This is a genomic window from Billgrantia tianxiuensis (assembly GCF_009834345.1).
In the GTDB taxonomy this organism is placed as follows: domain Bacteria; phylum Pseudomonadota; class Gammaproteobacteria; order Pseudomonadales; family Halomonadaceae; genus Halomonas; species Halomonas tianxiuensis.
On the sequence record NZ_CP035042.1, the window covers coordinates 3,968,885 to 3,981,445 of the forward strand.

Annotated in this window: 11 protein-coding genes; 1 reads left to right on the forward strand and 10 read right to left on the reverse strand. The window is 63.9% G+C overall.

The window, feature by feature from the left end; translation table 11 throughout:
- The 10 genes from EKK97_RS18475 to EKK97_RS18520 form a co-directional block, all read right to left on the reverse strand.
- A complete protein-coding gene (locus tag EKK97_RS18475) occupies positions 1 to 1,206 on the reverse strand; it encodes a pyridoxal-phosphate-dependent aminotransferase family protein (RefSeq protein WP_159554128.1) in 1,206 nt (401 codons plus the stop codon).
- A 53-nt stretch (positions 1,207 to 1,259) separates the two neighbouring features.
- A complete protein-coding gene (locus tag EKK97_RS18480; RefSeq protein WP_159554130.1) occupies positions 1,260 to 2,543 on the reverse strand; it encodes a TRAP transporter large permease in 1,284 nt (427 codons plus the stop codon).
- Positions 2,540 to 3,127 (reverse strand): TRAP transporter small permease, encoded by a 588-nt coding sequence (locus EKK97_RS18485; RefSeq protein WP_159554132.1) that lies wholly within the window; start codon positions 3,125 to 3,127, stop codon positions 2,540 to 2,542. Before EKK97_RS18485 ends, EKK97_RS18480 begins: the two co-directional genes overlap by 4 nt.
- A gap of 87 nt (positions 3,128 to 3,214) precedes the next feature.
- Positions 3,215 to 4,189: a TRAP transporter substrate-binding protein gene (locus EKK97_RS18490; protein ID WP_159554134.1), complete on the reverse strand. Its 975-nt coding sequence runs from the start codon at positions 4,187 to 4,189 to the stop codon at positions 3,215 to 3,217.
- A 167-nt stretch (positions 4,190 to 4,356) separates the two neighbouring features.
- Positions 4,357 to 5,541 carry a CaiB/BaiF CoA transferase family protein gene (locus tag EKK97_RS18495; RefSeq protein WP_159554136.1) on the reverse strand — a complete coding sequence of 395 codons (1,185 nt, stop codon included), beginning with the start codon at positions 5,539 to 5,541 and terminating at the stop codon, positions 4,357 to 4,359.
- Between the two features lie 55 nt (positions 5,542 to 5,596).
- Positions 5,597 to 6,391: an enoyl-CoA hydratase/isomerase family protein gene (locus tag EKK97_RS18500; protein WP_159554138.1), complete on the reverse strand. Its 795-nt coding sequence runs from the start codon at positions 6,389 to 6,391 to the stop codon at positions 5,597 to 5,599.
- A 368-nt stretch (positions 6,392 to 6,759) separates the two neighbouring features.
- A complete protein-coding gene (locus EKK97_RS18505; protein WP_159554140.1) occupies positions 6,760 to 8,283 on the reverse strand; it encodes a tripartite tricarboxylate transporter permease in 1,524 nt (507 codons plus the stop codon).
- 19 nt (positions 8,284 to 8,302) lie between these two features.
- Complete coding sequence (locus EKK97_RS18510; RefSeq protein WP_159554142.1) at positions 8,303 to 8,776, reverse strand: tripartite tricarboxylate transporter TctB family protein; 474 nt, start codon at positions 8,774 to 8,776, stop codon at positions 8,303 to 8,305.
- Positions 8,777 to 8,876: 100 nt separating this feature from the next.
- The gene (locus tag EKK97_RS18515; RefSeq protein WP_234286666.1) at positions 8,877 to 9,845 is read right to left on the reverse strand and encodes a Bug family tripartite tricarboxylate transporter substrate binding protein; all 969 of its coding nucleotides are present in this window, start codon (positions 9,843 to 9,845) and stop codon (positions 8,877 to 8,879) included.
- A 172-nt stretch (positions 9,846 to 10,017) separates the two neighbouring features.
- Positions 10,018 to 10,977: a LysR family transcriptional regulator gene (locus EKK97_RS18520; protein WP_159554144.1), complete on the reverse strand. Its 960-nt coding sequence runs from the start codon at positions 10,975 to 10,977 to the stop codon at positions 10,018 to 10,020.
- Between the two features lie 260 nt (positions 10,978 to 11,237).
- Between EKK97_RS18520 and EKK97_RS18525 the strand changes: the two genes are divergently transcribed.
- Positions 11,238 to 12,542: an L-fuconate dehydratase gene (locus EKK97_RS18525; protein WP_159554146.1), complete on the forward strand. Its 1,305-nt coding sequence runs from the start codon at positions 11,238 to 11,240 to the stop codon at positions 12,540 to 12,542.
- Positions 12,543 to 12,561: the final 19 nt, after the last annotated feature.

The following is a 12,561-nucleotide window of genomic DNA, read 5'->3' on the forward strand; positions in this document are numbered from 1 at the left end:
TCACCTGGCTTCCAGCGGGTGTTGGGCGAAGTACTCCAGCGCCGCCGCCACGCCGCTACCCGCCAGGGGCACGCCGCAGAGCTTCATGCCGGCCTCGCAGCCACCGAGGGTGGCGACCAGCGTCAGGTCGTTGCAGTCGCCCAGGTGGCCGATGCGGAACATCTTGCCCTTGGCCTTGCCGAGCCCCATGCCCAGCGACAGGTCGAAGCGCTCGTAGATGATCTTGCGCACGGCGTCGGCGTCGATTCCATCCGGCATCACCACCCCGGTGAGCACCGGCGAGTAGAGGGCCGGATCCTGGCACTGGATCTCCAGGCCCCAGGCCTCGACCGCCGTACGCACCCCCGCGGCCCAGCGCTGGTGGCGGGCAAAGACGTGCTCCAGCCCTTCGTCGAGCAGCATGTCCAGCGCCTCGTTGAGGCCGTAGAGCAGGTTGGTGCTGGGGGTATAGGGCCAGTAGCCGTTGCGGTTGGCCTCGAGGATCTCGTCCCATGCCCAGAAGCTCCTGGGCATGGTCGATTCGCGACTGGCCGAGATGGCCTTGTCGGAAAGGGCGTTGAAGCTGATGCCCGGCGGCAGCATCAGCCCCTTCTGGGAGCCGGAGATGGTGACGTCGACGCCCCACTCGTCATGGCGGTAGTCGGCACTGGCGAGTCCCGAGATGGTATCGACCAGCAGCAGCGCCGGGTGGCCGGCGGCATCGATGGCGCGGCGTACCGCGGCGATGTCGCTGGTCACGCCGGTGGAGGTCTCGTTGTGCACCACGCAGACCGCCTTGATTCGGTGGCCGGCATCCTCCCGCAGCCGCGCCTCGATCATGTCGGCCCGAACGCCCTGGCGCCAGCCTTCATAACCCGGCAGCCCGATGAACTCAGGCTCGAGCTGCAGGCGGAGCGCCATCTTGTGCCACAGGGTGGCAAAGTGGCCGGTCTCGAACATCAGCACCCGGTCGCCGGGAGAGAGCGCGTTGGCGAATGCCGCCTCCCAGGCGCCCGTGCCCGAGGCCGGGTAGACCATGACCGGCCCTTCGGTCTTGAAGACCTGCTTGAGCTTGGCCAGCAGCTCCAGGCCCAAGACACCGAACTCCGGGCCGCGATGGTCGATGGTGGGCAGGCTGATGGCCCGCAGTATGCGATCCGGCACCGGCGACGGCCCGGGGATCTGCAGAAAATGCCGGCCGGAAGGATGGAAGTCGAGATTCAGCATCAGAGTCACTCCGTCGTTATACCACTCAAGCTCCACATCGCCGGGCCTCTCGGCTAGCGGTAGAAGAACTCCACCAGGCCCATTGGAATGGCGGGGATATAGGTCACCAGCAGCAGGATGAAGAGCAGCACGGCGATGAAGCCGAGGTTCGAGCGGGTCACCGACCACACGTCCGATTTGGCGATGGAACAGGCCGTGATCAGCACACTCGCCACCGGCGGGGTTTGCTGACCGATGGCCAGGTTGAGGCATACCACCAGGCCGAAGTGGACCGGGTCGATCCCGGCCGCACCGACCAGCGGCATGACGATGGGCACTACCAGGATGATCGCCGCCGCCGAGTGCAGAAAGAGCCCGATCAGCAGGAAGAAGACGTTCAGCATCATCAGGATGGCATACTTGTTATCGGTCAGGCTGAGCACCGCCTGGGCCAACTGTTGAGGCATCCGCATCTCGGTCAGGAACACCCCGATCAGCGCCGAGGCCGCCACCAGCAGCATCACTACGGCGGTCTGCTGGCCGCCATCGACGATGGCCTTGTACAGGGTGCGCAGGTCCAGCTCGCGGTAGATCACGGCGCTGATGAAGATCGCTGCGGCCACCGCCAGGCCGGCCCCTTCGGTGGCGGTCACAAAGCCGCCGAAAATGGAACCGAGGATGATGATCGGCAGGGTCAGCGCCCAGGCCGCCTCCTTGGCGGTCTGCCTGACGCGCTTGAACTGGAAGACCTCTTCCACCGGCCAGTGATGCTTGCGCGCGTAGTAGTAGCTCAGCGCCATAAGCCCCACGGCCCCCAGCAGCCCTGGCACAATACCGGCCACGAACAGCTGGACGATGGAAGCGCCCGACATGACCCCGTAGAGGATCATCGGAATGGAGGGGGGAATGATGATCGCCAGTGATGCCGAGGAAGAGGTGACGGCCGCAGCGAAGGGACTGGGATAGCCGCGCTTCTTCATGGCCGGGATCAGTACCGAGCCGGTGGCAGCCACATCGGCTACCGCCGAACCGGATATCTCGGCGAAGAACAGCGAGACACCGATGTTGATCATCGCCAGCCCGCCGCGGATAAAGCCGAACAGCGCCGAGGCAAAGGCGATCAGGCGCTTGGAGATGCCGCCAGTGTTCATGATGGCACCGGCCAGCACGAACATGGGGATGGCCAGCAGCGGGAAGCTGCTGGCTCCCTCGAACATCGTGAGACCGATGTTGGGCAGCATCTCCAGCCCCTGGTAGACCACGATGGCCACCGTGGCCACGATTGCCAGCGCCACCGCGATGGGCAGCCCCATCAGGATCAGCCCCAGCAAGCCCACTATCATGAAAGGGAGCGTCATGGCTGCGCCCTCTTGGTCAGCTCATCCGCAGTGAAGCCGGCCTTGGTATTGTCGCGCTCAGCCTCGGCAATGGCGTGGCGGATCTCCTCTTCCTCCTGGGTCACCCCCGAGCGCACCTTGGCCAGGTGAGCCGGCATACTGAGCAGTTGGGCGATGATGAACAGCGCCGCTCCGATGGGAATCACCGACTGGGTGAAGGTAAGCGGCACCCAACGCAGGGTAATCAGCGACATGCCCTGCATCACCTCGATCACCGTCAGCCCAGCCCAGCACAGTACGGCAAAGAAGCCGATGAATAGCGCCTCGGAGAGATAGGCGATCGGCATGCGGATATGCACCGGCATGGCGGCCAGGACTCCGTCGACCCCGATATGACCGCGCTTGAGCGCTGCCAGAGCCCCGGCATAGTAGGTCAGCCAGACCAACATGATGGCGGCCACTTCGTCATACCAGGAGGGCGTTCGCCAAGCGTAACGGGTCACCACCGCATAGAGCACCACCAACGTCAGCGAAACCATCAATACCACCGTGATGATCTCGAGCAGCCGCTCCATGATGCGGGAAAGCTGATTCACGATACCCATGGCCATCGACTCGTTCAGGGGGGGACAGGTCCCCCGCGCCAGCGCGCGACGCGGGGAGGTGGAAGCCTCACGGCTGCGCGGGCCGAATCAAGCGTCGTTACCGAGCTCCAGCACCCTGTCGATCAACTCCTGGGAGCCGGGTACCTCGCTGGCAAAGGCTTCGTAGATCGCATCGGAAGCCTCGATGAAGGCTGAGGTATCGACTTCGTTCACCTCGGTGTTGGCCTGGCGAATCACGTCGATGAGATCCTCATCGAGCTGGGCGGCATGTTCGTAGACGAACGCCTGGGTCTCCTTGGCCGCCTCTATGATGATCTCCTGGATCTCGTCGGGGAGGTTGTCGAAGCGACGCCCGGCGGTGAGGTAGGCCGGGGTGTAGACGTGTCCGGTCAGGGAGAGGTAGTCCTGGACTTCCTGGAAGCGCTGCCCGGCGATCTGGGCCAGCGGATTTTCCTGGCCATCCATGACGCCGGTCTGCAGCGCCATGAAAACCTCCGAGAGCGACATCGGCGAGGGCTCGGCACCGTACTCCTCGAACATGCGCACGCGCCACACCCCCTGGGGCACCCGCAGCTTGATGCCACGCAGATCCTCCGGGGTGTTGATCGGGCGCCGGTTGTTGGTGATGTGGCGAAAGCCGTTCTCCCACACCGCCAGGATCCGATAGCCGTTCTGCTCGGCCAACGGCGCCAGATGCGGCCAGAAGATCTCCTCCTCTACCCGCTTCATGTGCTCACGGTCCTGAATCAGATAGGGCAGCTCGAAGAGGCCGAACTCGTCCGCGACCGAGGACATGATGGTAGAAGGCAGCGCCAAGTCGACGGTGCCCAGTCGCATGCGCTGGAGCAGTTCCGAATCGGTGCCCAACTGGCTGGAACCAAAGACCACCACCTCGTAGGGCTCGGGCAGACGCTCGTTGACCAACTCGGCGAAATAGTCAGCGGAATCACTAAACAGGGAGTCAGGACCTCCGACATGGCCAAAAGTGATTTCACGGGCCTGGAGGGGAGCCGAGACAAAGGCAACAACGGCGGCGACCGCCGTGAGACGTAGCAGGTGCATGGCGCGTTTCCTCTTGTTGTAGTGTTGACGCTGAAGCATGGCCGTCCGGCACGCCGAATCGCCCGATAGAGCGTCGGCGAACGACGCAAAATTGAATTCTTTATTCGTAATGCGTCTTTGATGAAGCTAGTTCGCCCCTCAGAGAAGTCAAGGAACCTTGCCTTGCTTCACTTGATCACCCCCTTGCGACGCAGCACCTCGCAGTGCGCCTGCTCGAAGCCCAGCTCGGTCATGATCTCATCGGTGTGCTGGGCGTAGAGCGGTGCCGGACGGCGGATCTGCGGCGGCGTGCCAGAGAGCTTGCTGGCAAAACCGATGGTCTTCATCCTGCCGATGACCGGATGATCCATCTCCTGCACCATGCCGCGCGCCTGATAATGAGGGTCGTCCAGCGCCTGGGCGAAATCGTTGATGGGGCCGGCGGGCACGCCCGCCTGGTCGCACTTTGCCAGCCAGGCTTCACGCGTGTCGTGGATGAAAATCTCCTCCAGCAGCGCCTCGAGCGCTTCCACGTTCTGCCCCCGCTGGTAATTGCTGATGAAGCGCGGATCCTCCAGCAGGTCGGGGCGACCGATCACCTCGTGGCAGAGCCGCTCCCAGTTACGCTGATTGGCGCAGCCCAGCATGATGTAACCGTCGCGGACCTTGATCGCCTGGTAGGGCGCCGATACGCGGTGACGCCAGCCGGTGGGCTCGGGCACGGTGCCTTCGGCGAAGAACGCCGCCGCCTCCCAGGTGAACCAGGGCAGGCCGCACTCTGCAATGGCCACGTCGACGTGCTGCCCCTCGCCGGTGCTCAGCTTGTGGATGTAGGCGGCCAGGATCGAATAGACGGCGGTGATGCCCGCCCCGATGTCATAGACGGCGATGCCGGTCTTCAGCGGGCGCCGCCCCGGCTCCCCGGTCATCGACATCAGCCCCGTCATGCCCTGGGCCACCAGGTCGAAGCCCCCCTTGTGGCTGTAAGGGCCGGTCTGTCCATAGCCGGAGATGGAGCAGTAGATGATGCCGGGGTTGATGGTCTTGATGGTCTCGTAATCCACCTTCAGCTTCTTGGCCACGCCGGTGCGATAGTTCTCGACGATGACGTCGGCTTCCTTGGCCAGGCGATAGAAGATCTCGCGCCCCTCCTCCTCCTTGAGGTTCAGCGAAATGCTCTTCTTGTTGCGGTTGATCTGGGCGAAGCAGGTCGACTCGTCGTTGACGTAAGGTCCCATCTGGCGACTGTCGTCGCCGCCGTTCTTCTCCACCTTGATGACGTCCGCCCCCAGGTCACCGAGCACCATGGTGCAGTATGGGCCGGCCATGATCTGGGAAATGTCGAGAACCTTCATTTTCATTAAGGGGAGCATGCTTGCCACCTCGTGTCATTGGAGGGAGTGCTGAGGAAAACTCACGGCGCCGGCGCTACTCGCCGCGCCAGGCATGGGGGGTCTTGTCGACGAAGGCCTTGACGGCGCTCTTGAAGTCGCGGCTGGTATAGCAGAGCGCGATCAGGTCCTCCTCGCTGCCTGCCGGAGGCCGCCGTGCCGCCAGCACACGGCTGATCTCCTCCTTGGAGGCGCGCAGCGTCAAGGGCGCAAAGCCACCCAGCCTCTCCGCCACTTTCCTGACCTCCGCCTCGATCTCCTCGGCGGCGACGACCTCGGTGACCAGGCCCGCTTGCTTTGCCTCATCGGCACCGAACAGCTTGGCCAGCATCAACACCTCCTTGGCCCTGGCGGCCCCGACCAGATCGACCAGGCGCGACACATTGGCAATGGAGACGCAGTTGCCGAGGGTCTTGGCGATAGGCACGCCGAAGCGCAGATCGGGCGTGCAGTAGCGAAAATCGCAGGCCATGGCGATGGCCGCGCCGCCGCCGACGCAAAACCCTTCAAGCAGAGCGATGGTGGGCTTGCCGAGCGACTCCAGGGCGCCGACGACCGCGTCGATGCGGTGCTCGTAGTCCAGCGCGTGCTGTGCCGTTTCGAAGCCGGTGAACTGCTTGATGTCGGTACCGGCAACAAAGGCTTCGCCGCCGCTGCCGCGCAGCACCACTACATCCACTTCCGGGTCCTCGCTCAGAGCATGGCAATGCCGCTCGAGCGTGTCGTACATACCCCAGGTCATGGCATTGCGCACCTGAGGGCGATTGAAGATCAGCCACGCGATGCGCCCATCCTTGATGAGTTCCAGCTCGGCCGTCGATTTCGGCTCCATTTGACCTCCTGCTTCATCAGCGGCTGGCAGGAGCCCGTTACGGCCTCATCTGCCTTCTCTGCCTTCTCTGCCGGCGCCAGGGTCGACGCTGACGTCTCTTTTTGTAATTATGAACTCATAATTCATTTCATCAAGTTAGACCTTTGGCTAGCGCCCCTAGGGAAGACGGAGACAAACCAATAAGAAACAGCCTGATAGCGGCAAACAGACGGAACGCTGTAACGTTGTTATGAATTCTGAATTATCATTACCCTGGGATTTGGCTTCCTACGCTGGACGCCCCCACGCGGAGCCCCCGGCGGTCCAGCCAGCGACCGCCGGAAGGTTCCTACTCAGAATTCACGAAGATAGGTGCGAGTGGACCGGCCTCATTCAGCCGTCACCTTGTGACCGCGCCGACGTGCCGTCATGAACAGGCGCTTGCCGAGCGGATAGAGCACGAACAGCAGGATCAGCGTCAGCAATGTGGCCGCTATCGGACTTCTCAGGAAGATCATCGGATCGCCGCGGGAGATGTCGAGCGCCTGACGCAGGCTCGTCTCGAGGCGAGGCGTGAGCACGAAGGCCAGCAGCAGCGGCGCAATCGGGTAGCGAGCGGCGGTCATGAAGAAGGCCACCACGCCGGCACCGAGCATGAACCAGACATCGAACATGCTGTTGTTGACGCTGTAGGATCCCACCACGCACACCACGGCGATGACCGGGATCATGATCGAAGCCGGGATCAGCAGCAGCTTGACCAGGAAAGGAATGATCGCCAGCGCCGCCAGTACCGCCATGACATTGCCCAGGTACATGGACGAGATCAGCCCCCAGACGAAGTCGGGGTTGTTCTGGAACAGCAGCGGCCCGGGCTGCAGGCCCCACATCATCAGCCCGCCAAGCAGTACCGCCGCAGTGCCCGAGCCGGGAATGCCCAGCGACAGCAGCGGTGCGAACGAGCCGGCGGCGGCGGCGTTGTTGCCCGCCTCCGAGGCCGCCACCCCCTGGATGCGCCCCTTGCCCAGCTCGGCGCCGTTGCGGCCCACCTTCTTCTCCAGCACATAGGAGAGAAAGGAGCCGGTGGTGGCCCCGGCGCCCGGCAGGATGCCCACCAGGTTGCCGACCACCCCGGAGCGCAGCGAAACCGGCACGATGCTGCGCGCCTCCTTGCGGTCGAGCAGGCTCTCCTTCAGCCCCAGCCGGCCGCTCAACCCCTTGGCCGATGGGTCGACCCGGTTGACCATCATCACCAACACCTGACTGAAGCCGAACATGCCAATCACCAGCGGAATGAAGGAGATGCCGTTGAGCAGATACATGGAGTCGAAGGTGAAGCGCGGCTGGCCGAAGGCCGTGCCAATGCCGATCGTCGCCAGCATCACACCGATGAAGGTCGAGATCAGGCCCTTGACGGGGTTGTCCCCCAGCAGCCAGCCGATGGAGCAAAGCGCCAGCAGGATCAGCGCCGCCACCTCCGCCGGCCCGAACATGAGGCCCACGTGGGCCAGCACGGGCCCCATGAAGGTGAGCATGACGATGCCCACGGTACCGCCGATGAACGAGGAGATGTTGGCGGTAAACAGGGCCTTGCCGCCATGCCCCTGCTGCGACAGCGGATAGCCGTCCAGCGAGGTCACCACGGCCGGTGCGTCGCCGGGGATGTTGAGCAGGATGGCACTGTAGGAGCCGCCGTACATGCAGCCGTAATAGAGAGCCCCGAGCATGATGATGCCGGTGATGGGGTCCATCTGGAAGGTGAGCGGCAACAGCAGGGCGATGCCGGTGACCGAACCGAGGCCGGGAATGGCCCCGACGATGATGCCGAGGCCGGCACCGACCAGGGCCGCCAGGATGTTGCTGAACGTCAACGAGGTGGCAAACCCCAGCATCAGGGACTGTAGAATATCCATACGGGGACTCTTCGTTCGGTTAGGAGAACAGCGCCATGAGCGCGCCTTCAGGGAACGCCACCATCAGCCACATACCGAACAGCAGATAGATCGCACCGCCCGCGCAGGCGCCGATCACCACGGACTTGAGCCACGACTGCCGTTCGATCAACGCCATCCACAGCACGATGAACAGCGTCATTGCCAGCACCATGCCGAACAGCGCTATGCTGGCGATGGCCAGCCCCATGGCCAAGGCGGGCCACAGATTGCGCCAGACCACGCGATCCGTCTCGAACCTGCAGCGTAGCAGCTCGTAGCCGCCAAACAGAGCGGTACCCAGCCCCGCCACCAAGGCAAAGAAGCCAGCCCCGGGGCCGTTGTGCATCCATACCCCATACTTCCACCAACCGAAGCCAGCCCAGGCGAGCCCCATCGCGATGATGCCCAGTGTGACCAGTGGAGAGAGCCAGGAACGGCCCTCATGGGCCGGCTCATGATTCACGCTTGACATAGTGTGCGCCTCTTGCGGTAGCGGCCGACCGGGGATAAACGAAGTGACCGCAGCAACGACCGGGGCGCAGCCACCCAGCGGCGGCCGCGCCCTGCGAGCCTCAGTCGATCATGCCGGCCTCCTGGAACATCGCCCGGTAGCGCTCCTGCTCGCGCTGGTAGTACTCGGCGCTCTCCTCGGCTCCCATGAACGTTGGAATCAGACCGTTGTTCTCGACGTACTCCTGGGTCCACTTGTCCGTTTCCGAAGCGGCACGGAAGACGTTCTCCCAGAACTCGACGGCCTCCTCGGGCATGTCGGGAGGGCCGGCATAGCCACGGAAGATCATCAGCTCGAGGCCTTCATAGCCCAGCTCGTCGAAGGTCGGCACCTCGTCGAAGGGAGCATCGAGACGATCCTCCGAATAGGTGGCCAGGAAGCGGACCATGCTCTGGTCGACCCGCGAGCCGAGCTTGAAGATGGCCGCATCGATATGACCGCCCAGCAAGGCGGAAGTGACGTCACCGGTACCGTCGAAGGGGACGTACTGAAACTCGACGCCCAGGTTATCGTTGAGCATGGCGAAGGCCAGGTGGTCCTCGCCGCCGCGGCCGGCCCCACCGACGGTGACACCGCCAGGATCCTGCTCGGCACGCTCGATCAGGCCTGCAAGATCCTCGATGTCGCCCTCGGCTCTGACCCCCACGAACAGCGTATCCAGCGACAACGTGGCGAGCGGCGTGAGGTCGTCCAGCTGTACCGAGGCGTCGTTGACCACCATGCTCATCATCTGCCCACCGTTGAAGGTCGTGATGGTATGGCCATCGCCGCGCTTGCTGAAGGTGTAGCTGTTGCCTACCGCGCCGGAGCCGCCGGGCCGGTTGTTGATCAGAATGTTGCGGTTGACCATGTCGGTCTCGCGAATCGCCTCGACCAGCATGCGTGCGTTGATGTCGCTGCCGCCACCGGCGCTGTATGGCACCACGAATTCGACGTTGCGCTGCGGCTCCCAGGCGTGGGCGCCGCCAACCAGAGCCAGGCAGAGCACTCCGCAGAGTGCGGTCTTGCCGACCATCAGTGTTTTCGTCATTTCTCGATCACCCTGTTTGTCGTTGTCGGTTCAGAAGCCGTCGCCAAGGCATGGCGGCAACTGGCGTGCGAGTACGGGTCGGATGGGCGTTTCCCCCGTCTTATGTAATTATGAACTCATAATTCATTTCATCAATGTCGACTTTGGTCTACTCGCTGTGAGCAGTCGACCTTCATGAGGGATGCGGCACGCCTGGTCTCGCGGATGCCACTTGCCGGCGCAGCTCCGCCACCAGCTCGGCGGCGGCGCTGGAGAGCGGTTCGCGCTTGCGGGTGATGATGCCGTAGTAGTCCAGCGGCTTGCCGATGGTCAGCGGCAGCACCGCGTACTGGCCGCTGGCCAGAGGACGCTTGAGCACCGACCAGGGCAATACCGCCAGCATCGGCGCGTTCAGTAGCAGTTGCAGGGTGGTCTGAGTCGAGGTGGTCTCGATGGTGTCGTCGGGCGAGGCGATGCCGGCGTCGGCCAGCGCGGCCTCGATGACCTGCCGCATGGGGCTGGTGGGCGGGTGCAGAACCCACGGCCAGTGGCACAGCGCCGCGAGCTCGACCCGCTCCTGGCTGGCCAGAGGATGGTCGTGAGCCACCACGACGCGCAGCGGCTCCTCGAGCAGCGGCTCGAAGTCGAACAGGTTGTGCTGGTTCACCGCCGTGAGCCGGCCGATCACCAGGTCGAGCTGCTTGTATTCGAGGGCCTGCAGCAAACGGTCGCTGCTCTGCTCGTCGATGCTGACCGACAGTCGCGGCCGCCGTTGCTTGAGCGAGGCAATGGCCGCCGGCAGGATCTCGGGAGCGGCCGCCGGAATGGCACCGATCAGCAGCCGCCCGTAGCCGCCCTCGCGCATGCGCTGGACGTCCTCAACCATTCTTTCTATGTCGTTGAGCAGGATCTCGGCATGCCTCACCAGCTGAGCCCCCAACTCGGTCGGCACCATCGCCCGCGGCTGGCGTTCGAAGATGGCGAAGCCGAAATGGGTCTCCAGGTCGCGCAGCATCTTGCTGGCCGCCGGCTGGCTGAGATGCATCTGTCGGGCGGCGGCGCGCATGTTGCGGCGCTTGTCGAGGTGAACCAGCAGCAGCAGGTGCTTGAAGCGCATCCAGCCGCACAGGCCGGTCGATGACAATTTGTCCAAGACGTTCGGCCTCTGATAACCAATAGCGATCACTAACCTTAGGCGCCGCTTTGAGCGGCATCAACCAACGCCCCGCTGCCGTCAGGCGTCTTGACCTGACTGCTCGGTATCCTCAAAGGTCACGGCGAGCCTGCAACGCACACTGATAACCATTGGTTAACGGAGTTACGAAAAAAACGATTGGCAGGTTATTGAATTGGCCGCCAGGCTGGGTTGGACAACAAATCTTTACTTCCCTTAGACCTTGCTGGATTGTCGCCATGCCCACCATCACCCGCCTCGAGGTTCAGGACATCCGCTTCCCTACCTCGCGCTCGCTGGACGGCTCCGATGCCATGAACGCGGCACCGGACTACTCCGCCACCTACGTCACCCTGCACACCGATGCCGGAAACGGGCTCAGCGGCCACGGCCTGACCTTCACCATCGGCCGCGGCAATGAAATCTGCGTCAAGGCCGTCGAGTCTCTGGCCTACCTGATCGAGGGTCGCCGGCTCGACGACATCACCACCGAGATGGGCCGCTTCTGGCGCGAGCTGACCAGCGGCGACAGCCAGCTGCGCTGGATCGGGCCGGAAAAGGGCGCGATCCACCTAGCCACGGCGGCCATCGTCAACGCCGTCTGGGATCTGTGGGCCAAGGCAGAAGGCAAGCCGGTGTGGAAGCTGCTGGTCGACATGCCGCCCGAGCAGCTGATTCGCTGCCTCGACTTCCGCTTCGTCACCGATGCCCTGACGCCCGAGGAAGCGCTGGGGTTGCTCCGGCGCAATGCCGCCGGCCGCGCCGACCGTGAACGGGAGATGCGCGAGCAGGGCTACCCGGCCTATACCACCTCGGCCGGCTGGCTCGGCTACGACGACGACAAGGTGCGGCGCCTGGCGCGCGAGGCGTTGGCCGAAGGCTGGACGCACTTCAAGCAGAAGGTAGGCGGCAACCTCGAAGAGGATCGCCGCCGCGCCCAGATCCTACGCGAGGAGATCGGCTGGGAGCGCACCCTGATGATGGACGCCAACCAGATGTGGGACGTCGACGAGGCGATCGCCAACATGCGCCGGCTGGCCGAATTCGATCCGCTGTGGATCGAGGAACCGACCAGCCCCGACGACATCCTCGGCCACGCCGAGATCCGCCGCCGACTGGGCTCGATCGGGGTGGCCACCGGCGAGCACTGTCACAACCGGGTGATGTTCAAGCAGTTGCTGCAGGCCGGCGCCCTCGACTACTGCCAGGTCGATGCCGCCCGTCTCGGCGGGTTGAACGAGGTCATCGTGGTACTGCTGCTGGCCGCCAAGCATGGCGTGCCGGTCTGTCCTCATGCCGGCGGCGTCGGGCTCTGCGAGTACGTGCAGCACGTCTCGCTGTTCGACTATATCGCCGTTTCGGGCTCCCTCGAGGGGCGCATCCTCGAGTACGTCGATCATCTGCATGAGCACTTCTTGCACCCCGTGACGATCCGCAACGGCCGCTATCAGGTACCGACCGCCCCCGGCTACAGCATCAGCCTCCACCCCGAGTCGCTGTCGCGCCACGTCTACCCGGACGGCGCCGCCTGGCAGGATAGCTGACCCACTGCGAAGGAGACCC

Bases quoted from the DNA above. Each gene is read 5' to 3' on its own strand.
- EKK97_RS18480 (WP_159554130.1), bottom strand. From the start codon at position 2,543: ATGACGCTCCCTTTCATGATAGTGGGCTTGCTGGGGCTGATCCTGATG.
- EKK97_RS18515 (WP_234286666.1), bottom strand. From the start codon at position 9,845: ATGACGAAAACACTGATGGTCGGCAAGACCGCACTCTGCGGAGTGCTC.
- EKK97_RS18475 (WP_159554128.1), bottom strand. From the start codon at position 1,206: ATGCTGAATCTCGACTTCCATCCTTCCGGCCGGCATTTTCTGCAGATC.
- EKK97_RS18485 (WP_159554132.1), bottom strand. From the start codon at position 3,127: ATGGGTATCGTGAATCAGCTTTCCCGCATCATGGAGCGGCTGCTCGAG.
- EKK97_RS18525 (WP_159554146.1), top strand. From the start codon at position 11,238: ATGCCCACCATCACCCGCCTCGAGGTTCAGGACATCCGCTTCCCTACC.
- EKK97_RS18495 (WP_159554136.1), bottom strand. From the start codon at position 5,541: ATGCTCCCCTTAATGAAAATGAAGGTTCTCGACATTTCCCAGATCATG.
- EKK97_RS18505 (WP_159554140.1), bottom strand. From the start codon at position 8,283: ATGGATATTCTACAGTCCCTGATGCTGGGGTTTGCCACCTCGTTGACG.
- EKK97_RS18490 (WP_159554134.1), bottom strand. From the start codon at position 4,189: ATGCACCTGCTACGTCTCACGGCGGTCGCCGCCGTTGTTGCCTTTGTC.
- EKK97_RS18510 (WP_159554142.1), bottom strand. From the start codon at position 8,776: ATGTCAAGCGTGAATCATGAGCCGGCCCATGAGGGCCGTTCCTGGCTC.
- EKK97_RS18500 (WP_159554138.1), bottom strand. From the start codon at position 6,391: ATGGAGCCGAAATCGACGGCCGAGCTGGAACTCATCAAGGATGGGCGC.